Origin of the sequence: Tessaracoccus palaemonis (assembly GCF_019316905.1) — a bacterium.
Taxonomy (GTDB): Bacteria; Actinomycetota; Actinomycetes; order Propionibacteriales; family Propionibacteriaceae; genus Arachnia; species Arachnia palaemonis.
In genome coordinates, this window is record NZ_CP079216.1 from 1,303,365 (window position 1) to 1,324,412 (window position 21,048).

The 21,048-nt window shown below is 72.3% G+C and carries 17 protein-coding genes; 10 read left to right on the forward strand and 7 right to left on the reverse strand.

Annotation, left to right across the window (positions count from 1 at the left end; translation table 11 throughout):
• Positions 1-26 precede the first annotated feature (26 nt).
• The 3 genes from cobO to cobA are packed head-to-tail and all read left to right on the forward strand — an operon-like array spanning position 27 to position 3,711.
• Entirely contained in the window at positions 27-626 is a 600-nt protein-coding gene (gene cobO, locus KDB89_RS05865; protein ID WP_219083903.1) for a cob(I)yrinic acid a,c-diamide adenosyltransferase, read from the forward strand.
• Positions 620-2,983: a bifunctional hydrogenobyrinic acid a,c-diamide synthase/histidinol phosphate aminotransferase CobBC gene (gene cobBC, locus KDB89_RS05870; RefSeq protein ID WP_219083904.1), complete on the forward strand. Its 2,364-nt coding sequence runs from the start codon at positions 620-622 to the stop codon at positions 2,981-2,983. The genes cobO and cobBC overlap by 7 nt, the downstream gene beginning before the upstream one ends.
• Positions 2,968-3,711: a uroporphyrinogen-III C-methyltransferase gene (gene cobA / locus KDB89_RS05875; protein ID WP_219083905.1), complete on the forward strand. Its 744-nt coding sequence runs from the start codon at positions 2,968-2,970 to the stop codon at positions 3,709-3,711. The genes cobBC and cobA overlap by 16 nt, the downstream gene beginning before the upstream one ends.
• Here the strand turns inward: cobA and KDB89_RS05880 are convergent.
• The 5 genes from KDB89_RS05880 to KDB89_RS05900 are packed head-to-tail and all read right to left on the reverse strand — an operon-like array spanning position 3,677 to position 9,467.
• Complete coding sequence (locus KDB89_RS05880) at positions 3,677-4,981, reverse strand: glycosyltransferase (RefSeq protein WP_219083906.1); 1,305 nt, start codon at positions 4,979-4,981, stop codon at positions 3,677-3,679. The genes cobA and KDB89_RS05880 overlap by 35 nt on opposite strands.
• On the reverse strand, positions 4,969-7,239 hold the full coding sequence (locus KDB89_RS05885; RefSeq protein ID WP_219083907.1) for a glycoside hydrolase domain-containing protein: 2,271 nt from the start codon (positions 7,237-7,239) through the stop codon (positions 4,969-4,971). The genes KDB89_RS05880 and KDB89_RS05885 overlap by 13 nt, the downstream gene beginning before the upstream one ends.
• A gap of 36 nt (positions 7,240-7,275) precedes the next feature.
• The gene (locus tag KDB89_RS05890) at positions 7,276-8,019 is read right to left on the reverse strand and encodes a cobalt-precorrin-6A reductase (RefSeq protein ID WP_219083908.1); all 744 of its coding nucleotides are present in this window, start codon (positions 8,017-8,019) and stop codon (positions 7,276-7,278) included.
• Between the two features lie 18 nt (positions 8,020-8,037).
• Complete coding sequence (locus tag KDB89_RS05895; protein WP_219083909.1) at positions 8,038-9,051, reverse strand: NADP-dependent oxidoreductase; 1,014 nt, start codon at positions 9,049-9,051, stop codon at positions 8,038-8,040.
• 17 nt (positions 9,052-9,068) lie between these two features.
• Positions 9,069-9,467, reverse strand: coding sequence for a DUF1304 domain-containing protein (locus KDB89_RS05900; RefSeq protein ID WP_255556267.1), 399 nt, complete (start codon positions 9,465-9,467; stop codon positions 9,069-9,071).
• A gap of 80 nt (positions 9,468-9,547) precedes the next feature.
• Here KDB89_RS05900 and KDB89_RS05905 point away from each other — a divergent pair, with 80 nt between their 5' ends.
• On the forward strand, positions 9,548-10,141 hold the full coding sequence (locus KDB89_RS05905; protein WP_219083910.1) for a TetR/AcrR family transcriptional regulator: 594 nt from the start codon (positions 9,548-9,550) through the stop codon (positions 10,139-10,141).
• Here the strand turns inward: KDB89_RS05905 and KDB89_RS05910 are convergent.
• Positions 10,129-11,391, reverse strand: a complete 1,263-nt coding sequence (locus tag KDB89_RS05910) for a TIGR04053 family radical SAM/SPASM domain-containing protein (protein ID WP_219083911.1) — start codon at positions 11,389-11,391, stop codon at positions 10,129-10,131. The genes KDB89_RS05905 and KDB89_RS05910 overlap by 13 nt on opposite strands.
• A gap of 115 nt (positions 11,392-11,506) precedes the next feature.
• On the opposite strand from KDB89_RS05910, the gene KDB89_RS05915 reads away from it, so the two are divergent.
• The 5 genes from KDB89_RS05915 to KDB89_RS05935 are packed head-to-tail and all read left to right on the forward strand — an operon-like array spanning position 11,507 to position 18,411.
• Positions 11,507-12,409, forward strand: a complete 903-nt coding sequence (locus KDB89_RS05915; protein WP_219083912.1) for a T3SS (YopN, CesT) and YbjN peptide-binding chaperone 1 — start codon at positions 11,507-11,509, stop codon at positions 12,407-12,409.
• 30 nt (positions 12,410-12,439) lie between these two features.
• Complete coding sequence (locus tag KDB89_RS05920; protein ID WP_219083913.1) at positions 12,440-12,847, forward strand: pyridoxamine 5'-phosphate oxidase family protein; 408 nt, start codon at positions 12,440-12,442, stop codon at positions 12,845-12,847.
• Complete coding sequence (locus KDB89_RS05925; RefSeq protein ID WP_219083914.1) at positions 12,840-13,715, forward strand: universal stress protein; 876 nt, start codon at positions 12,840-12,842, stop codon at positions 13,713-13,715. Before KDB89_RS05920 ends, KDB89_RS05925 begins: the two co-directional genes overlap by 8 nt.
• On the forward strand, positions 13,712-17,521 hold the full coding sequence (gene hrpA, locus KDB89_RS05930; protein WP_219083915.1) for an ATP-dependent RNA helicase HrpA: 3,810 nt from the start codon (positions 13,712-13,714) through the stop codon (positions 17,519-17,521). The genes KDB89_RS05925 and hrpA overlap by 4 nt, the downstream gene beginning before the upstream one ends.
• A 35-nt stretch (positions 17,522-17,556) precedes the next feature.
• Positions 17,557-18,411 (forward strand): acyl-CoA thioesterase, encoded by an 855-nt coding sequence (locus KDB89_RS05935; protein WP_219083916.1) that lies wholly within the window; start codon positions 17,557-17,559, stop codon positions 18,409-18,411.
• Between the two features lie 69 nt (positions 18,412-18,480).
• On the opposite strand, the gene KDB89_RS05940 is transcribed toward KDB89_RS05935, so the two are convergent.
• Positions 18,481-19,413, reverse strand: coding sequence for a sigma-70 family RNA polymerase sigma factor (locus KDB89_RS05940; RefSeq protein ID WP_219083917.1), 933 nt, complete (start codon positions 19,411-19,413; stop codon positions 18,481-18,483).
• Positions 19,414-19,666: 253 nt separating this feature from the next.
• Here KDB89_RS05940 and KDB89_RS05945 point away from each other — a divergent pair, with 253 nt between their 5' ends.
• Positions 19,667-20,998 carry an RNA polymerase sigma factor gene (locus tag KDB89_RS05945; protein ID WP_255556273.1) on the forward strand — a complete coding sequence of 444 codons (1,332 nt, stop codon included), beginning with the start codon at positions 19,667-19,669 and terminating at the stop codon, positions 20,996-20,998.
• Positions 20,999-21,048: the final 50 nt, after the last annotated feature.

The following is a 21,048-nucleotide window of genomic DNA, read 5'->3' on the forward strand; positions in this document are numbered from 1 at the left end:
GATGCGATCCTAACCACGGAGGACCGATGACCAGAGGAACGACCCCCGTCGTCCCCGATGACGGCCTGACGACCGCCGAGCGTCGCCGCCGCCCCGTCGTGCTCGTCAACACCGGCGACGGCAAGGGCAAGACCTCGGCCGCCATGGGCGTGGCGATGCGCGGCTGGGCCCAGGGCTGGGATGTGGGCGTCTACCAGTTCGTGAAGTCGGCGACCTGGCGCACGGGGGAGCGCGACGCGCTGACCCGGCTCGGCGGGCTCTCCGGCGCCGTCACGTGGGAGCAGATGGGCACCGGCTGGTCCTGGACCCGCCGGGGCGACGGGCAGCAGGTGGAGGCGCGGGAGGCCGCGGTCGAGGGCTGGGAGTACATCCGCGAGGGCCTCGCGGAGCAGCGCCACCGCCTCTGGATCCTCGACGAGTTCACCTACCCGATGGATTGGGGCTGGATCGACGCCGACGAGGTGGCCGAGGCGCTCCGGGCCAGGCCGGGCACGCAGCACGTCGTGATCACCGGCAGGCGCTGCCCGCAGGCCATCGTCGACGTCGCCGACCTCGTCACCGAGATGCGCAAGATCAAGCACCCCTTCGACAACGGGCAGCGCGGGCAGGCGGGCATCGAATGGTGAGCATCCCCCGCGTCGTCATCGCCGCGCCGGCCTCCGGCCACGGCAAGACCACCGTCGCGACCGGCGTGATGGCGGCGCTCGCGTCGCGCGGCACCCGCGTCGCACCGTTCAAGGTCGGGCCCGACTACATCGACCCCGGCTACCACACGCTCGCCGCCGGCCGCCCCGGCCGCAACCTCGACCCGTTCCTCTGCGGCGAGGAACTCATCGCGCCCCTGTTCGAACACGGCTCCGCGGACGCCGACATCGCGATCGTCGAGGGCGTGATGGGGCTGTTCGACGGGCAGCTCGGGACCGGCGGGTTCGCCAGCACGGCCCACGTCGCCCGCCTCATCGACGCACCTGTCCTGCTGGTGGTCGATGCCCGCCACACGTCCCGCAGCGTCGGCGCACTCGTGCTCGGCATGGCCTCCTTCGACCCCACGATCCGCATCGCCGGCGTGGTGCTGAACCAGGTCGGCAGCCCGCGCCACGAGGCCGAGATCCGCGACTCGCTGGCGCCGCTCGGCATCCCCGTCCTCGGGGTGCTGCCCCGCAAACTCGACATCGAGGCGCCCTCGCGCCACCTCGGCCTCGTGCCCGCCGCCGAGCGCGACGATGCCGGCATCCAGGCGATGGGGGCCGTCGTCGCCGAGCACCTCGACCTCGACGCGCTGCGACGGATCGCCGGGACGGCCGGCCCGCTGGAGGCGACGCCCTGGGACCCGGCCGCCGTCGTCTCCCCGCCGTCGGACCGCCGCCCGGTCGTCGCAGTCGCCGGTGGTCGCGCCTTCACGTTCCGCTACCCCGAGACGGACGAGCTCCTCCGGGCCGCCGGCTGCCTCCCCGTCACCTTCGACCCCATGACCGACACCGCCCTGCCCGAGGGCGCCGCCGGACTGTGGATCGGCGGTGGATTCCCCGAGATGCACGCCACGGACCTGGCCGGCAACGCCTCGCTGCGCGAGGCTGTGCGCGAAGCGGTCGCCGACGGCATGCCGACCGTCGCCGAGTGCGCCGGCCTGCTGTACCTCTGCCGCGAGCTCGACGGCCACCCGATGGTCGGGGCGCTCCCGCACACCTCGGCCATGACCGCACGACTGACCATGGGCTACCGCTCGGCCACGACGGGACGCGACACGCTGCTCGGCCGGGTCGGCGAGACGGTGACGGGCCACGAGTTCCACCGGACCCACTGCGACGCGGGCGACCCGCCGGCGTGGCTGCTCGACGGCCGCCCCGACGGCGTCGCCTCCGCCACCCTGCACGCCTCCTACCTCCACACCCACTGGGCCGGAGCTCCGCAGCTCGCGCAGCGCTTCGCCGACGCCGTGCACGGGTACGCCCAACGACCGGCGCCCGACCTGCTCCACCACGGCGACCGCGACACCGCCCCGGGCCTGGTGGACCTCGCCGTCAACGTCCGCCAGCCGAGCACGCCCGCCTGGCTCGTCGAGGCCATCGTCCGCGACGCCGACTGGGCCGCCTACCCCGACCCTGCCCCGGCGCGGGCGGCGATCGCCCGCCACCACGGCGTCGACGAGGCCATGGTGCTGCCCGTGGCCGGCGCCGCCGAGGCCTTCACGCTCGTCGCCCGGGCGCTTCCCGGCACCTCGCTCGTGGTGCATCCCCAGTTCACCGAGCCGGAGGCCGCGCTGCTCGCCGCCGGGCGGACCCCCGCCCGCCACGTGCTGGCCGCGGCCGACGGGTTCCGCCTCGACCCCGCCCGCGTGCCGGCCGCCGACCTGATCGTCGTCGGCAACCCCACCAACCCGACCGGCGTGCTGCACCGTCGCGGCGACCTGCTCGCGCTCGACGCCGGCGTTCTGGTCGTCGACGAGGCCTTCGGCGACACGATCCCCGGAGAGCCCGAGACGCTCATCGCGCCCGACATGGCCGGCCGCCTCGTGCTCCGCTCGCTCACCAAGACCTGGGCGCTCGCCGGGCTGCGCGTCGGCTACGTCGTCGGCGACCCGGCGCTCATCACCCGGCTCGCGGCCCAGCAGGCCCCGTGGTCCGTCTCCACGCCCGCGGTCGCCGCGACCGTCGCGTGTCTGGCCGACGAACGCAGGCGCGACGCGGACCGGTTGGCCCGCGAGGGTGCCGCCGCCCGCGCCGACCTGGTCGCCCGTCTGACGGACATCGGCCTGCGCCCCGTGCCCGGAGTGGCGCCCTTCGTGCTCGTCGACACGGCCGCGATCGCCCCCGGCTCGCTCCGGGAGCCGCTGGCCCGACGCGGGTTCGCGGTCAGGCGCGGGGAGACCTTCCCCGGGCTCGGGCCGACCTGGCTACGGTTGGCGGCACGGGACGCATCCACCCACGCGGGGCTGACAGCCGCCCTGCTCGACATCAAGGAAGACGCATGCAACGAGAACTGATCCCCGGCGAGGTCGTGCTGGTGGGAGGCGGTCCCGGCGACCCCGACCTGCTCACGGTCGCCGGACTGCGGGCCGTGCAGCAGGCCGACGTGCTCGTGCACGACCGGCTCGGCCCGCTCGAGGTCCTCGACCAGGCGCCCGAGGGCGCGGAGCGGGTCAACGTTGGCAAGATCCCGCGCGGCGCCTTCACCCCCCAGGAGCGGATCAACGAGATCCTCATCGACCGGGCCCGCAAGGGGCTGAAGGTCGTCCGCCTCAAGGGCGGCGACTCCTTCGTGTTCGGCCGCGGCGGCGAGGAGTGGCAGGCCTGCGTCGAGGCCGGCGTGCCCGTGCGGGTCATCCCCGGCGTCACCTCCGCGGTCTCGGTGCCGGCGCTGGCCGGCATCCCGGTCACGCACCGCTCGCTGTCGCAGGGCTTCACCGTCGTCAGCGGCCACGTGCCGCCGGACGACCCCCGCTCCACCATCGCGTGGGACGCGCTGGCCAAGGGCCACACGACGCTCGTGCTGCTGATGGCCGTCAAGAACCTCGGCGCCATCGCGACCCGCCTGCAGGACGCGGGCATGCCCGCCGACACGCCGGCGGCCATCGTGCAGGAGGGCTCGACCGAGAATCAGGCCGCCTGGGTCAGCACGCTGGCCTCGATCGGCGACGTGGCACGGGCCAACGACGTGCAGCCGCCGGCCATCGCCATCATCGGTGACGTGGCGAAGCTGGGGCTGGACTGAGCGCCTGCTCCAGCATCCGGTCGAGCACGACGGCGCGGTCGAACTGCAGCGCGTAGGCGCGTGCCCGGTCCTCCCAGGCCGAGCGCTCCCCGTCGGACATGTCGACCGCCCGGCGCAGCGCCACGGCGATGGCGTCCGGGTCCTGCACCGGCACGATCATGGCCGTGTCGCCGACGGCCTCCGGCACGCCGCCGGTCGTCGTCGTGATGACCGGTCCGCCGCCGGCGAGCATCTTCTCCACCAGCGCGATGCCGAACGTCTCGATGAACTCGGGACGCGGCAGCGTCGGGAGGCAGAACGCGAGCGCCCCGGCCATCAGGAACGGCTTCTCCTCGTCGTCGACGTCGGTCAGCACCGAGATGTGGTCAGCCAGCGGCGACGCGGCCGCCAGTTCCTTGATCTGCTGCTCCTGCGGCCCGCGCCCGGCGATGACGAGCCGGGCACGGCCGACGATGCCGCTGCGCTCGTAGCCGGCGACGAGATCCGGCACGCCCTTCGCGTCGGTCAGGCGGGACAGGAACAGCACGTACGGGCCGCCGGGCAGGCCGCGCCTGGTGAGGACCTCGCGGCCCTCCAGCGGGTCGTGGCCCAGGTAGCTGGCGACGTCGAGGGCCGGGTAGGAGATGCCGACCCGCTCTGCGCACTGCGCGGCGAACGAGGTGCCGAGCCCGGCGTCGACCTCCTCGGCGGCCGCGACGATGACCTCCTTGGTGTAGTGCGACACCGCGAGGCAGCAGTCGCTGGCCAGGTAGGTGGCCAGCACGTGGGCCGCGGCGCCGTAGCGGTGCTCGGCCACGGCCGTGCGCACGACGTTGGTGATGTCGGAGCCGACGGCCTCGGCGATGGTCAGCACGTCGACCGGCAGCCCGGTCCGACGCGCCGCAGTGACGGCCTCCTGTACCGCGATGGTGTGGGGCGTGAGGTAGAGCGACAGGCACACCGTCGGGACGCCGTCGGTGAACAGCTCGACGAGTCGGCCGACGACGCCGCCGGTGTAGCGGCCGTCGACCACGCGGTAGTCGCCGACGGGCCCGGGCCGCTCGACGGTGATGCCGGGGCTGTACGGCAGCAGGTGTTCGAGCGGCTTCAGCGGCAGGCCGGAGGCCTCCAGCCGGTCGATGGGCCAGGTGACGATGCGCACGTCCTCGAAGCCCCGCACGAGGGCGGCCTCCGCCAGGTTCCGGGCCTCGACGGAGTGCCCGCAGATGACCGGGTCGGCGCGCACCACGATCACGAGGCGGCGGTAGCGGTCGAGGTTCACTTCGGCCATGTGGGTTCTCCCGGGGCGTCGAGGGGGGCGGTGGAACGGTCGCCGAGCACGGAGGCCGGCGGCACGGGCAGGGGTCTGGACGGCGGTCTGGAGCCGGTCGCCCACGCGCTCGGCCGGTCGCCGAGCGTGACGACGAGCTCGCCGCCCCGGTGGAGACGGTCCATGGTGAGCCAGGCGCGGTCGAGCGGCCTGCCGTCGAGCGTCATGGACTGCACGTACTGCGGCGGGCCGGCCGGCGTCGGCTCCCGGAAGTCGCGGGTGCGGATCGCGAACGTCCCGCCCGGCACGTCGAGCTCGGCGTCGCGCCACGAGGGCGCATTGAGCAGGACGAGGTTCTGGCCGGCGACGGGGAACAGGCCGAGCGAGGCCCACACGTACCAGGACGACAGGCCGCCCGAGTCGTCGTTGCCCGGCAGGCCGCCGCGCCCGGTGCCGAACATCTGGTGCACCCCGGCGTGCACGACCTCCGCGGTGCGGTCCGGCCGCCCCGCGTAGGTGTAGGCCCAGGGGGCGTCCATGTCCGGCTCGTTGTTGAGGCCCTCGAAGCGGCCCAGCGCGTAGCCGGCCTCCAGCTCGGCCCTGCCGGGCCGCTGCCCGGGCTGGGCGACGGGGTCGGCGCCGTAGCCGAAGAACCGGTCGAGCAGCGCGACGAAGGCATCGTCCCCGCCGACGTCGGCGATCCGCTTCTCCATGTCGTGCAGCAGCCTGAACGAGTAGTTCCAGGTCGTGCCCTCGTAGAACGTGGAGGAGCGAAGCAGCCCGGTCGCGGGGTCGAAGGCGGCGGGCCACCCGTTGGACAGCGCGGCCAGCTCGTCGGCCAGCTTCCCGTCTCGCTGGCGCCGGGCCACCAGCGCGGTGCACCAGTAGCCGAACGCGAGGTCGAGCACGTGCGTGATCGGGTGCGTGATGCCGCCCAGGATGTACTCCTCGCCGTAGGTCCGCCGCAGGTCGGCGACCATGTGCACCAGCGCCCAGTTCCAGTCGATGCCGGTCGCGCCGAGCGCGCACAGGTCGGCGAGCAGCGTGTGGGCGAGCGCGCTGGCCTGCCGGGAGAAGCGGTCGGCGCCGCGGGCCATGCGGTAGCCGACGGGGAAGTTGCCCTCCTCCTCGCAGACCCGCAGCAGCGCGTTGGCCAGGTCGACCGAGATGTCGGGGCGCAGCGTCGTCACGAGCGGGAACTGCGTGCGGTACATGTCCCACATCGTCGAGATGTCGTACATGAACGGGCCGTCGTTGGGCCAGAACGGCGACTCGTCCGGGGCCGAGCACGGCTTGATCAGCGAGTGGTAGACGGCGGTGGCCATCACGGTACGCCGCTCGTCGGACGGCGTGTCGACCCGCACCGCGTCGACGTGGCGGGCCCACTCCGCCGACGTCGTCGACCGGCGGCGTTCGAACGACGGTGCGTGGTCCCCGCAGTCGGCGAGCATGTTCTCCCGGGCCCGCTGGGTGCCGCGCAGCGAGAAGCCCATCCTGAGCTCCACGGTCTGGCCGGCATCGGCCGGCCCGGTGAACAGCAGCCCGAACGGCCTCAGCGTCGTCGGCCTGATGTCGGAGAAGTCGATCCGCGAGCCGCCGGGCATCAGGCGGCGGTCGTACCAGAGCAGCTGGCGCATCGCCGGGTTGTCGATTTCCAGATGCACCGCCAGGGGTGCGCCCTCGACGACGATCTCCCCACACGCGACCCCCGGGGCGAGCAGCTCCAGCGACGCGCGCAGCGGCACCGTGGAGCCGTAGGGGATGCCCAGCCCGCCGTGCGACAGGTCGACGACGACGCGGGCGTCCTGCGCGCGCGGGAAGGTGTAGCGGTGCACGGCGGACTTCGGGCCGACGGTGATCTCCGCGGTGATGCCCGACGACAGGACGGCCCGGTAGTAGCCGGGGGAGGCCTCCTCCTCGACGATCTCCCAGGAGCGGCCGAGCTCGTCGAGGCTCTGCACCATGGGCGTCACGCGGAAGTAGTTGTAGTACTTGCGGATGGCCCCGGTGCCGGACTGCTGGAAGTGCGTGAACCCCGAGGCGCGGAGGTCGGCCATCATCGGGACCGGCCGCCCCTCCGTGCCCAGCTCGTACGGGCCGTAGCCCGTCGGGTAGCCGCCGGAGTAGGAGCAGGCGGACACCATCCCGAACGGGTAGGTGGCGCCGGGGTGGGTGTTGCCCACCTGGGGCTTCGGCCACCACCAGGAGGCGGCCAGGCCGGTCGGCGCGGGCAGCGAGACGCCCGCGGTGCCGATGAAGGGGTCGACGGCTTCGAGCATGCGTCGAACACTACAAAGCCGACGGCGTCGCTTGTGTTACGCGCTCGTGAATCTTTCAAGCAGCTGCAGGCACTCCTCGACCGAGCCGACGGTCCGCACCCCGGCGGGGCCGGGGGCGCGGCGCACGATCACCACGGCCGCCCCTGCCTCCCTGGCCGCGTCGAGCTTCGGGGCCGTCGAGCCGCCGCCCGAGTCCTTCGTGACCAGGCAGTCGATGCCCTCGCGGGCGAACAGGAGGGCCTCGCCGGCCGGGGTGAACGGGCCGCGGGACACCAGCAGCCGCCAGGCGGCGGGCAGGTCGTCGTCGGGCGGCTCGGTGACCCGGGCCAGGACGGGCAGGGCGTCGAGGGCGGGGGAGTAGTCGAGCGTGTGCAGCCGGCCGACCGTCAGCAGCGGGCGCCTCGCGCCCAGGCCCAGCACGGCGGCCGCGGCGGCGGGGTGGTCGTCGACCCAGGTCCAGGCCGCGGCGCCCTCGTGGCTCGCCCAGCCGGGCCGCTCGACGCGGATCAGCGGGACGCCCGCGGCCCGGCAGGCGTCGGCCGCGTTCCGGCTCATGGTCGCGGCGAACGGGTGTGTGGCGTCGACCACCACGGTGACGTCGTTCCCCCGGAGGAAGTCCGTCAGCCCGTCGACCCCGCCGAAGCCGCCGACCCTGACCGGGCCGGCGGCCGGGGCCGAGGCGGTCCGGCCGGCCAGCGACAGCAGGTGGGGTGCGCCGAGGCCGGCGAGGGCGTCGGCGAGGAGCCGCCCCTCGACCGTGCCGCCGAGGATCAGGATCATGGACCCCATCCTGCCGCGTCAGCCGACGCGCACCAGCATCTTGCCGACGTTCGCGCCGCGCATCATGGCGAGGAACGCCTCGACGGTGCCCTCGATGCCGTCGACGATGGTCTCGTCGTAGGCGATCCGGCCCTCTGCGAACCAGCCGGCCATCCGCTGCTGGAACTCGCCCGCCAGGTCGAGGTGGTTGCCGAGCGTGAAGCCGCGCAGCGTCAGGCCGCGCGTGACGATGTTGGACATGTTGTCCGGGCCGGGGACGGGGCCTTCGGCGTTGTAGGTGGAGATCGCGCCGCACAGCGCAGCGCGGCCGCCGTCGTTGAAGGCATCGAGGGCTGCGGTGAGGTGGTCGCCGCCGACGTTGTCGAAGTAGACGTCGATGCCGTCGGGGGCCGCCTGGGTGAGCAGTTCCGAGACGTCACCGTCGTGGTAGTTGAAGGCCTCGTCGAAGCCGTACTTCCCCGTCAGCAGGGCGACCTTGGCGGCCGACCCCGCCGAGCCGATGACGCGGGAGGCGCCCAGCAGGCGGGCCAGCTGCCCGACGGCGGAGCCGACCGCGCCCGCGGCGCCCGAGACGAAGACGGTCTCGCCGGGCTGCAGCGACGCGATGCGGGTCAGGCCGACGTAGGCGGTCAGGCCGGTCATGCCGAGGATGTGCAGCCGCAGCGACAGGGGCACGCCCGGCAGCTCAGGGATGACCTGGAACGTGGCGGCGTCGTCCTGCACCACGTTCGACCAGCCGTGCTGGTGCAGCACGACGGCCCCGACCGGAACGGCGTCGGCGGCGGACTCGAGGACGCGGCCCACCGCGCCGCCGGTGATGGTGGCGCCCAGCGCGTAGGGCGCGACGTAGCTGCGGCCCTCGTTCATCCGGCCACGCATGTACGGGTCGACCGAGACGAAGGCGTTGGCGACGCGGACCTGGCCGGGGGCCAGCTCCGGCAGGGTGACGCGGACGGTCCGGAAGTTCTCCGGCGTCGGCCACCCCTCGGGGCGGGAGGCGAGGTGGATCTGGGTGCTTGCTGCGGTGCTCATGAAAGGAACTCCTGGGGTCAGAGGGTGAGTGCGAGGACCAGCACAACCACGGCGAGCAGCGGCAGGGTGCCCTGCTTCACCGCGGCGGGCCGCTTGTCGGGGCTGGAGAGGAACAGGACGAGCGCGGCGGCCGCCATGGAGCCAATGCCGGCGAGCATGAGGGAGGCTCCGACGACGCCGCTGCCCGCCGCCCAGGCGACGATGCCGATGCCGGTCACCGCCGCGAGGAAGAGGTTGTAGAAGCCCTGGTTGAAGGCGAGCTCGCGGGTGGCCGCAGCCTCCTCCTCGGAGGTGCCGAACACGGCGCGCGCCCGGGCGGTCGTCCAGGCCAGCGACTCGAGGTAGAAGATGAAGACGTGCAGGGCCGCCGCAAGGGCGGCGAGCACGAGGCCGGGGACGATCACGATGGCTCCCATGGATGGACACGATTGTGGACTGCTCGATCCACTATATATACTGAACCGGTCGATCCACAAAAAGCAGTGAGGAGGCGGCCATGGGCAGGACGCCGACATACGACAGGGGCGAGGTGGTCCGCGCGGCGCGCGGCGTGTTCTGGCGCACGGGCTACGAGGGCGCGTCGCTGCCGGAGCTCGAGGAGGCGACCGGGCTGGCCAGGTCCAGCCTCTACCACGCCTTCGGCTCCAAGCGTGGCCTCTATGACGCGGCGGTCGAGAGCTACCTCGACGAGATCGTCCGGCCCCGGCTGGTGCCGTTGACGAGGGAGAGGGTCGCGCCCGACGCGATCCTCGACTACCTCTCGGGGCTCGCCGACGCGCTGCGCCGATCACCCGTCTCGGCGAGCGGCTGCCTCCTGATCAACTCCGCGACGGGGTCGCTCGGCGACGACGCGGCAGTCGCCCGGGTCGTGACCGCGTACCGCGCCGAGCTGCGCGGCGCGCTCGGCCGCGGGGTCGACGCGTACCTCCCGGGGCTGCCCCCGGCCCGCCGCGGTCGTCTGTCCGACGCCGTCACCGGCCTGGTTGTCTCGGCCTTCGCCCTCACGCGCGTGTCTCCCGACGAGGCCGTCGAGGGGCTCGAGACGGCGGCCGGGCTGCTGTGCGACGCGAGGGGCGCTCAGGCCTCCTGAGACTCCGGGTGCCAGGCCTCCGGCTGCCAGATGCAGGTCGGATCGCTCGCCAGAGGGTCGCCCAGCATGGCGTTGGCGCGGGCGCGCGAGCCGCCGCAGATCCAGTTGAACTCGCACACGCCGCACTTGCCGGAGTAGCCGGACGGGTCGCGCAGCGCCTGCATCATCGGGGCCGTGGCGTAGATCTCGTGGAACGGGCGCTCCTTCACCGAGCCGCAGTTGTAGGACAGGAAGCCCGACGGGTAGACGTCGCCGATGTGGTCGACGAACGCGAAGCCGCGCCCCGAGTTGACCCCGATCGGCGGGCGCGGGGGACGGCGCTCCAGCACCTCGCCCAGCAGTGCCTCGGTCTCGGCCTCCAGCCGTGCGTGCAGCTCGCCCGTGGGCGGCATCGGCTTCCCGGCGGCGCGCGCGTCGTCGCGCTGGATGGCGACGCGGCGGTAGTTGGGGGCCTCGGTCACCTTCACTGCGATGCGGTCGGAGACGTCGTGCAGCCAGTGCAGCACGTCCTCCATCTCCTCGGGGCTCAGCGGCTCGAGGTTCGATCCGCGGCCCATCGGGACGAGGAAGAGCAGGTACCACATGTGGGCGCCCATCTCCATGACCGTCTTCAGGATCTGCGGGAGCTCGTGGACGTTGTTGCGGCAGATCGTGGTGTTCACCTGGAACCGGAAGCCGTGCTTGACGACGAGCTTCGCCGCCTCCAGTGAGTCGGCGAAGGTGCCGTCGATGCCGCGGAAGGAGTCGTGGGTCTCGGCGGTCGCGCCGTCGAGCGAGATGGAGAATGCCTTGACGCCGGCCTCGCGGACCGAGGCGAGGCGCTCGTCTGTCAGCAGGGGGGTGACCGACGGCGACAGCGCCATCGGCAGGCCGATCGAGGTGCCGTACGCGATGAGCTCCTCCAGGTCGTCGCGCTCGAACGCGTCGCCGCCGGACAGGATCACGATGGGCCGCGGCGTCCCGTAGGAGGCGAAGTCGTCGAGCAGTGCCTTGCCCTCCGCGGTGGTGAGCTGGCGCGGGTCCGCCTTCGTGAAGGCGTCGGCGCGGCAGTGGCGGCAGGCGAGCTGGCAGGCCCGGGTGACCTCCCAGACCAGCACGTGCGGGCGCTCGCCCGGATCGTGGTGCAGCGTCCGGACGACGCCCTTGCGGGCGGTGTGGGGGTGCCCGCCCGGGTGGCCACCGGGGTGCCCGCCGGGGTGGCCGAAGGGGTGTCCGGGCGCGGCGGGGGTCTCGACTGCGGAGCTGTCCATGCGTTGGATACTACGTCGTGTCGTTCCCGGGCCGGGTGCCGGGCCGGTCCTGCCGCGGGCAGACGTCGCCGGTGAAGCCGCCCCGGGTGCGTTAGGTTGAGTGTGGAGGTGGCGCGTGACAGACAACATGGACTTCGACTTCGACTTCGATGACACGCAGCGGGAGGCGTGGGACGAGTTCGCGCGCCGCCTGGACGAGGTCCTGTCCGTGATGGACTCCACGGCCGACCTCACGATCTCCGTTGCCTCGACGGTGCCCAGCCCCAGGCCGGGCATCCGGTTCTCCGTGCGGCGGTCCGGCGTGGTGAGCGCGTTCGTGACGCGCCCCGTCGACGCCTCCGGCGCGGGCGCGGCCCAGGCCGCCAAGCTCGAGGCCCTAGGCTGGGCGGCGCCGACCGCCGAGGTCCCCTCGTTCCACACCGAGGCGGACCAGGCGGACTCCGCGGCGCTGGCGGAGCTGGCCCGCGCGACGCTCGCCGACGTGTTCGACGTGCTTCACCCCGTCTTCCTCGAGCCCGACCAACTCGCCGAGATCCTGCAGGTGCAGACGCACTGGACGCCGCTGGAGCCCCGCGCCCTTACCAAGGCCGAGAAGCCGCTCAAGCCGGGCAGCAAGGCGGAGCTCGACCAGTTCGTCGAGGTCGAGCTGCGCCGCCTGTTCAAGCATCCGCCGCTGCGCAACGAGCAGGGGGACATCGCTATCCGCGTCGGCTCGACCATGGTCTTCCTCCGGACGACCCCCGACGCGCAGGAACTGCTGCTCTTCTCCGCGATCGTCCACGACGTCGTCGGGAGATCCCGGGCGTGCGAGGTCCTCAACGACCTGAATGTCGAGTCGCGCTACGGCCGCTTCGCCCTGCACCGCGACCGCGTGTTCGTCCAGCTGTCCGTGCCGACCCAGCCCTTCGTCCCGGCCCACCTGCAGCAGGCGTTGCGGGTGCTCAGCCGCATCGCCGACGGCATCGACGACGCGCTGGCCAGCAAGCTGGGCGGACGCACCACCTTCCAGGTCTCCTGACAAGCGGGCCGGTAGCGCTAGGGTTGGGGCATGCAGGAACCTGTGACGTACTTCTCCCGGCTCGATGGCGACGAGTGCTGGTCGCTGCTGGCCGACGTGCGCGTCGGGCGGCTCGCCTGGGCGGCGGTGGACGGCCTCACCGTGGTTCCCGTCAACTTCCTCTCTGATGGGCGACAGATCGTCTTCCACACCGCACCCGGTACCGTGCTCGCGTCGTTGACGCAGCCGACGGACGTGGCGTTCCAGGTCGATCAGATCGACGAGGAGACGGCTGTGGGCTGGTCGGTGCTCGTGCGCGGCACCACGGGGCCGGTCGAGGCGGACAGCGTGAGCTGGCTGGCCGACGACCGCACCGTCGGGATCGCCGTGACCGCGACCAGCATCGATGGACGTGTCCTGTCCGGGACCGTGAGGAGTGAGGAGCCCCACCATGACTGAGAAGACCCAACCTCTGATCGTCGTCGGCGTCGACGGCAGCGACGACGGCCTGCGCGCCGTCAGGTTCGGCACCGGGGCGGCGCTGCGCCGCGACGGAGAGCTGCTGCTCGTCAACGCGGTCGACGACACGCTGATGGCCGGCGCCTGGGGCGTCGTCTACGACCCGGAGGTGCTGCAGGCCGCCGGCGTCACCGCCAACGAGCAGGCTAAGGGCATCGCCCTTGAGGCGGGCCTGCCCGCCGACCGCATCCGCACCGAGGTGGTGATGGGCTCTCCGGGCGGCGTCATGGCACGCCTGTCCGAGGTCGCCGACCTCATCATCGTGGGTCGCCGCGCCGCCTCCGGCCTCGAGCGCATGTTCGTCGGCTCCACATCGGTCGCGGTCGTCGCCAACGCCTCGTGCCCCGTCGTCGTCATCTCCGCGGCCGCGCACCCTGACCCCGTCGGCCAGAAGGGCATCATCGGCGTCGGCCTGCAGACCGACCCCGGCTCCGAGGCGACCCTCGAGGCAGCGTTCGAGCAGTGCGAGCGCTTCACGGACAAGCTGGAGATCGTGCACGCGGTGCAGCCCCCGGTCGGGATCTTCGCGCGCAAGCTGACCCCGGCCCAGCTCGACGAGCAGGTACGCTTCGCCCAGGGCGGCATCGAGGCCCTCGCGGCCGGCGTCGCCGAGCGCCACCCCGGCGTCGAGTACAGCGTCCACGTCGCGATCGACAGCCCGATCAACTACCTCGTCAGCCGCAGCGCCAACTACGACATGCTCGTGCTGGGCGTCGGCGAGTCGTCGATCCCCGGCATCAGCCTCGGCGGGCTCATGCGCGGCCTGATGGCCCACGCGCTGTGCCCGCTGTACATCAGCCGCGGATGACCCCAGGCGACTCACCACCCGACATCACCGTAGAGCCCGGCCTCCCCATCGCGGCGGAGGCCGGGCGCATCGCGCAACTGGTGCGCGACAACCAGGTTGTGGTCGTCGCCGGCGAGACCGGCTCCGGCAAGACCACGCAGCTGCCCAAGATCTGCCTGCTCGCAGGCAGGCAGCGCATCGCCCACACGCAGCCCCGCCGCATCGCCGCCCGCACCGTCGCGCAGCGCATCGCCGTGGAGTGTGGCGTCGAGCTGGGCGACTTCGTCGGCTATCAGGTGCGCTTCACGCGCCAGACCAGCGCCGCCACGCGCATCAAGGTCATGACCGACGGCATCCTGCTGGCCGAGCTGACGCACGACGAGATGCTGCGGCAGTACGACACGATCATCATCGACGAGGCGCACGAGCGCAGCCTCAACATCGACTTCCTGCTCGGCTATCTCAAGCAGCTGCTCCCGCAGCGCCCCGAGCTGCGCGTCATCGTCACCTCGGCCACGATCGACACCGCACGTTTCTCCGCGCACTTCGGCGACGCCCCCGTCGTCGAGGTCTCGGGCCGCACGTTCCCCGTCGAGACGCGCTACCAGCCGCTCGAGGAGGGGCAGGACGAGATCGATGGCGTCGCAGCTGCCGTCGAGGAGATCGTCACCGAGTCCGGCTCCGGCGACATCCTCGTCTTCCTGAGCGGCGAGCGGGAGATCCGCGACGCTGCGGAGGCCGTCGAGGCGCTCGGCACCGGGCTGGAGGTCCTTCCCCTGTTCGCGCGCCTGTCCGCGGCCGACCAGCAGAGGGTGTTCCACCCCGGGGTGAGGCGCCGCGTGGTGCTGGCCACCAACGTCGCGGAGACCTCCATCACCGTCCCGCGGATCCGTTACGTCGTCGACACCGGCACGGCCCGCATCTCCCGCTACTCCGCGCGCACCAAGGTGCAGCGGCTGCCCATCGAGCCCGTCTCGCAGGCCTCCGCCAACCAGCGCGCCGGTCGCTGCGGCCGCGTCGGGCCCGGCGTCGCGATCCGGCTCTACTCCGAGGAGGACTTCGGGTCCCGACCCGAGTTCTCCGATCCCGAGATCCTGCGCACGAACCTCGCCACCGTCATCCTCCTGATGGCGCAGGCGGGGCTCGGCGACGTCGAGCGCTTCCCGTTCGTCGAGGCGCCCGTCATCTCGCAGATCAACGACGGCGTCCGCGTGCTGCAGGAGCTCGGCGCCATCCACCCGCGCGGCCGGCATGAGGAGCTGCGGCTGACCGCCACGGGCCGCACGCTCGCCCGGATGCCGGTGGACCCACGGCTCGGGCGCATGATGATCGAGGCGTCGAAGCGCGACTGCCTCGGCACCGTGCTCGTGCTGGTCGCCGGGCTCACCGTCCCCGACCTGCGGGAGCGCCCGAGCGAGGCCCAGGCCCGCGCGGAGGAGCTGCACCGCCGCTTCTGGGGCGGGGACCCGTCGCGGCCGGCGCCGGCGGAGCCGAAGGAGTCCGGCGAGCCGAAGCGGCACACGGCCCACACCGGCACCCGCAACCAGGACGCACCCAAGCAGTCGCTCGAGGGCGGCGACTTCGAGGTGCTGCTGAACATCTGGCACTACCTGAGGAGGCGGCGTCGCGAGCTCAGCGGCAACGCCTTCCGCCGCATGTGCCGCGAGGAATACCTGCACTTCGTCCGTTTCCGGGAGTGGGAGGACCTCGTCAGCCAGCTCCGCGAGGTCGCGAAGGAGCTCCACCTCGACACCCGCCCGAAGGGCACCATGCCCGACGCGCTGACCAGCATCCTCACCGGCCTGCTGTCGAACGTCGGCCTGGTGCAGGAGCCCGGTCGGCGCGAGGCCGGGAAGCGGCGGCCCCTGACCGAGTACCTGGGCGCCCGCGGCACCCGGTTCGCCATCCAGCCCGGCTCCTCGCTCGCGAAGTCCACGCCCTCCCTGGTGATGGCCTTCGAGCTGGTGGAGACGTCCCGGTTGTGGGCCCGCACCGTCGCGCAGGTGCGCCCCGAATGGGTCGAGCAGGTGGCCGGCCACGTACTCACCCGGACCCTGTCCGAGCCGTCATTCTCGCCGCGCACGGCCACCGTCAGCGCCAGCGAACGACTCACGCTGTTCGGCGTGCCGATCGTCGCGGGCAGGCGCACCAACTACGCGGCCGACCACCCCGCGGAGGCGCGCGGGATCTTCCTGCGCAGCGGCCTGGTGGAGGGCCAGTGGGAGACGCGCGGGAAGCTCGTCTCCGCCAACCGTGCCGTGCTCGAGGAGGCGGAGAAGCTCACCGACCGGATGCGCCGTCCCGACCTGCTCATCTCCGACGACGAGCTCTTCGCGTTCTACGACGGGCGGGTCCCGGCCGCCGTCGTGTCGGGCTCGACGTTCGAGAAGTGGCTGCGCGGCCTGCCGAAGGAGCAGTGGCCCACCCTCACGCTCGACGACGCCGTCACCGATCCCCGGCAGCTGCGCGCCTCCGACTTCCCCGACCGCTGGGACGTCTCGGGTCAGCGGCTGCCCGTCAGCTACGTCTTCGACCCCGGCGCCGGCGGCGACGGCGTGACCCTCACCGTCCGGCTCGAGGCCCTTGCCCAGCTCCACGGGGACCCCTTCACCTGGCAGGTGCCGGGGCTGCGCCGCGAGCTGGCCACCGAGCTCATCCGTTCCCTGCCCAAGGCCGTGCGCACCAGCTTCGTGCCCGCTCCTGACTTCGCCTCCCGCGCGCTCGACTGGCTCGACGAGCGCGGGGAGACCGGCGAGGGGAGCTTCCCGGAGGCCCTCGGCCGGGCGCTCACGGCCCTGACCGGCACGATCGTCGAGCCGGGACAGTTCAACGCCGCGGCCCTCGACCCGCATCTGCGGCCAACCTTCGTCGTGGTCGACCGCGGCCGTGAGGTCGCGCGCGGAGCCGACCTCGCCGAGCTGCAGCAGCGGTTGGCGCCCAAGGTCGCGGCGAAGCTGACCAGGTCCGCGTCCAACATCACCGCGACCGGCGCCACGTCGTGGACCTTCGGCGACGTCCCGACCGAGACCAGGCTGGGCAGGGGAGTCGTCGGCTACCCGGCGCTGGTCGACGAGGGGACGACGGTGGGCGTGCGCGTCTTCGACACCCGGGACAAGGCCGACCGCTCGCACGTCGCCGGCCTGCGCCGGCTCCTGACCTGCACCAACCCCGATCCGACGAGGTGGGTCGTGTCCCACCTCGGCCGCATGGAGAAGCTCTCGCTGGCCGATTCGGCCTACCCGTCGGTGCCGGACCTCCTCGCCGATGCCTGGCTCAAGTCGGGCGAGCAGCTCGCCGCCGCGGAGGGGGACCCCGTCACGATCCGCGGCGAGGCGGCCTACGCGAAGGTGGCGCTCGCCGTCCGCCAGGAGTGCCCCGGCCGGACGCTGGACGTCGTGAACACGGCCGCGCACGCGCTGGCCGACGTCACCCGCGCCCGGCTGCTCATCGCCGACCGGCCGCAGGCCGCCGCGTCCAGGGACGTCGCGGCCCAGCTGGACAACCTGTTCTTCGCCCGCTTCATCACCGCCACACCCGACCCGTGGTTCGAGCACCTGCCACGCTACGCGGCCGCGGCGGTCGCCCGCCTGGAGGCGGCCGCGTCGAACCCCGCCCGCGACGCGCAGCTGCAGGCCCAGGTCGACGAGATGGAGGACCTGTACGCGGCGCTGACCGACGCCCAGCCCCCCGGCCCTCTCTCCCCGGCGGTCGAGGAGATCGCATTCCTGATCGAGGAGTTCCGCGTCTCGCTGTTCGCGCAGCAGCTCCGCACCTCGGTGCCCGTCTCGGCCAAGCGGATCAGGCAGGCGGTCCGCGCCGCATCCTGATGGCCCGTGCGGCGGGGCCGTGGCAGGATGGCCGGGTGCCCAAGGACGTCGTTGAACTGCTCGCTCTGTTCGATCTCACGCAGACGGGGGACCTGAGCTTCCGCGGCCCGCAGCCCCGCACGCTGCTGCAGCGGCTCTTCGGCGGGCAGGTGCTCGGCCAGACGCTGGTCGCGGCGGCCCACACCGTCCCGAGGGCCAGACACATCCATTCGCTGAACGCCTACTTCCTGCGGCCCGGCCACAACGACCTTCCCCTCGACTTCGAGGTCGAGGAGCTGCGCGACGGCAACACGTTCAGCGCGCGCCGCGTGGTCACCTGCCAGGGCGGGCGCGAGATCTTCCACATGACCGCCTCGTTCCAGGCGCCCGAACCCGGCCTCGACCACTCGGCGGTGCCGCCGACCGACGGGGTCTCCCCGCCCGAGGAATGCCCGTCGCTGCGGGAGATCCTCGAGGGGCGCTTCGGTGCCCGGCTCACGCTGCTGCAGGAGTGGGAGTCGCTCGACGTCCGGTTGGCCTCGCCTCCAGATGCGGGACGCAACGGCGGCAACATGCGCGCCTGGGTGCGCACGCGCGAGCCGATGCCGGACGACCCGGTGCGGCACGCTGCCGTGCTGGCCTACCTGAGCGACATGACGCTGCTGAGCGTCACGACGATCCCGCACGAGGTGGAGTTCCTGTCGCCGTCGATGCAGATGGCCTCCATCGACCACGCGATGTGGTTCCACCGCCCGGTCCGCGTCGACGAGTGGCTGCTCTACGACATGATCTCGCCGTCGGCCTCCAGCGCCCGCGGGTTCGCCATGGGCCGGCTGTTCCAGGGCGGCCACGCCGTCGCCTCCTGTGCGCAGGAGGGCCTGATCCGCGTGCTCCCGACCACGCCCGCCTAGAACCAGAACCGGGCCCCGCCCCCTCGCACCTGGGGCGGGACCCGGAGTCCCTGGTGGAATCGCCTTGGCTCAGGCGGCGACCCCCTGCGCTGCGCGCATCGTCGCGAGCGCCTGCCGCTCGATCTGGCGGACGCGCTCGGCGGTGATGCCCCAGTGCGTTCCGATGTCTGCGAGCTTCGCCTGGCGACCGTCGAGCAGGCCGTATCGGCGGCGCACGACGTCCTGGGACCGCTCGTCCAGGTCGGAGAGCATCTCCTCGAGGCGGCCGCGCTCCTCGGCGTCCAGGACCATCTCGTCGGGGCCGGGAGCCGTCTCGCGGGCGATCAGATCGCCCAGCGCGGTGTCGCCGTCCGCCTCGACGGGGGCGTCGAGGGAGACGTGCTCGCGCGCGTAGCGGAGCAGATCGACGACCCTGCTCTCCTCGAGGCCCAGCTCGTCCGCGATCTCGATCAGCTCCGGCTCGCGGCCCAGCTGGCGCTCCAGGTTGCGGCGCACCGCCGAGACCTGGTTGACCTGCTCGGCGACGTGCACCGGGAGGCGCACGATCCGACCCTGCTGCGCGATGCCACGCGAGATGGCCTGACGCACCCACCAGGTGGCGTAGGTCGAGAACTTGAAGCCCTTCGCGTAGTCGAACTTCTCGACGGCGCGGATCAGACCGGTGTTGCCCTCCTGGACCAGGTCGAGCAGCGGCATCTGCGCGCGGCCGTACTTGCGGGCCACGGAGACGACCAGCCGCAGGTTCGACTGGATGAAGCGCTGCATGGCCCGCTCCCCGTCCGCCGCGACCTCGGTCAGTTCCTCGTCGGTGGCGTCCAGCGCAGTGGTCTCCTCGCCGGAGATGATCCTCGATGCGTACAGGCCGGCCTCGATGCGGCGGGCGAGTTCCACTTCCTCGACGGCGGTGAGCAGTGGCGTCTTGGCGATCGCGTCGAGGTAGAGCCCCACCGCGTCCTTGCCGTTGATTCCTTCGGTGCTCCGAGCACGCGCAGTACTGTTCATGATGCAGAACCTTTCGCAGTCGTCACCAAGCACAACGCACGGGCAGGCCAAGAGGTTCCGACGAGGCGCACTCTTTCGGCGAAATCATCCCTGGGTTGTACGCGGTGGCGCGCACATCGACCCGGAGTCAGGGTTCTCCCTGAGGTCGGCGTTTGAGTCCTCGCACACCCCGTGCCAGAATGGACGGCGCGTCGCTCTTGACTACCACGGGTCATTGCGCGCGCAAAAATCAGTAGGCCTCGAGAGGACGACAGTGACTGAGAACGCCGAAGGAACCGGAAAGGCCCCCCGCACCCGCCGGACCGCCAGCGCGACCTCCACCGACGAGCAGCCGAAGAAGCCCGCCACCCGAGGCAGGAGCACCGCGAGCAAGGCCGCGCCGCGGACGACGCGGGCCCGCAAGCCGAAGGCCGAGCCGACCATCGCGAACGCCGCCACGGGCGAGGTCGAGGTGGAGTTCAAGCGCGAGGGCGACGACGTCGTCCTCACGGTGGGCGGCAAGAAGAAGTCCGTCGAGGAGAAGAAGCGTTCCCTCGACGAGGTCGACGAGTCGCAGTTCAACGAGGCCGCCGAGACCCCGCTCGCCAAGGAGCTGACCAGCGAGGAGGAGGGCTTCGCGCTGTCCGACTCCGACGACGCCGACGAGCCCGAGCAGCAGGTCGTCTCGGCCGGCGCCACCGCCGACCCCGTCAAGGACTACCTGAAGCAGATCGGCAAGGTAGCGCTGCTGAACGCCGTCGAGGAGGTCGAGCTCGCCAAGCGCATCGAGGCCGGCCTGTTCGCCGAGGAGCGGCTGACGGACACCGACAAGCCCGTCGCGGCCGAGGACCTGGACGACCTCGAGTGGATCTCGGAGGACGGCCGCCGCGCCAAGAACCACCTCCTCGAGGCGAACCTGCGACTCGTCGTCTCGCTCGCCAAGCGCTACACCGGCCGCGGCATGCTCTTCCTCGACCTGATCCAGGAGGGCAACCTCGGCCTCATCCGCGCCGTCGAGAAGTTCGACTACACCAAGGGCTACAAGTTCTCCACCTATGCCACCTGGTGGATCAAGCAGGCCATCACCCGCGCCATGGCCGACCAGGCGCGCACCATCCGCATCCCCGTCCACATGGTCGAGGTCATCAACAAGCTCGCCCGCGTCCAGCGCCAGATGCTGCAGGACCTCGGCCGGGAACCCACGCCCGAGGAGCTGGCCGTCGAGCTGGACATGACGCCCGAGAAGGTCGTCGAGGTCCAGAAGTACGGCCGCGAGCCCATCTCGCTGCACACCCCGCTCGGCGAGGACGGCGACTCCGAGTTCGGCGACCTGATCGAGGACTCCGAGGCCGTCGTGCCGGCGGACGCCGTCAACTTCACGCTCCTGCAGGAGCAGCTCAACGACGTGCTCGACACGCTCAGCGAGCGCGAGGCCGGCGTCGTCTCGATGCGCTTCGGCCTGACCGACGGCCAGCCGAAGACGCTCGACGAGATCGGCAAGGTCTACGGCGTGACGCGCGAGCGCATCCGCCAGATCGAGTCCAAGACGATGTCGAAGCTGCGCCACCCGTCGCGCTCGCAGGTCCTCAGGGACTACCTCGACTGAGCGTGGCCGCGGCTGTTTCCGAGGGAAATGTGACCGTTCGCCTACGTGCG